1 protein-coding gene is annotated in these 216 nt (G+C 40.7%); it reads right to left on the reverse strand.

The window, feature by feature from the left end; genetic code table 11:
• A partial coding sequence (locus LI126_RS15485; RefSeq protein WP_442919979.1) for a hypothetical protein occupies positions 1–216 on the reverse strand: 216 nt, incomplete at both ends.

Here is a 216-nt window from a genome sequence, read left to right on the forward strand (position 1 = left end):
GTCAACAGTGATTGATTCAGCTTCTGGGAATGCCTTGTAAACATCGTAAACATACTTAGAAACATGTTCGCCATCACCTTGGAATACACCATACTTCTTCCATACGGATTCCAATTGGTCGTAAGGCATGAAGTTGTTGTCTTCATCTAAGTACATTGAACGAGCATATGAACCATAGGCAGCATCAATGTGCAGGTAGAAGTAAATGCCTTGTTC

The sequence above is a fragment of the Mediterraneibacter sp. 210702-DFI.5.30 genome (assembly GCF_020560115.1).
In the GTDB taxonomy this organism is placed as follows: domain Bacteria; phylum Bacillota; class Clostridia; order Lachnospirales; family Lachnospiraceae; genus Mediterraneibacter; species Mediterraneibacter faecis.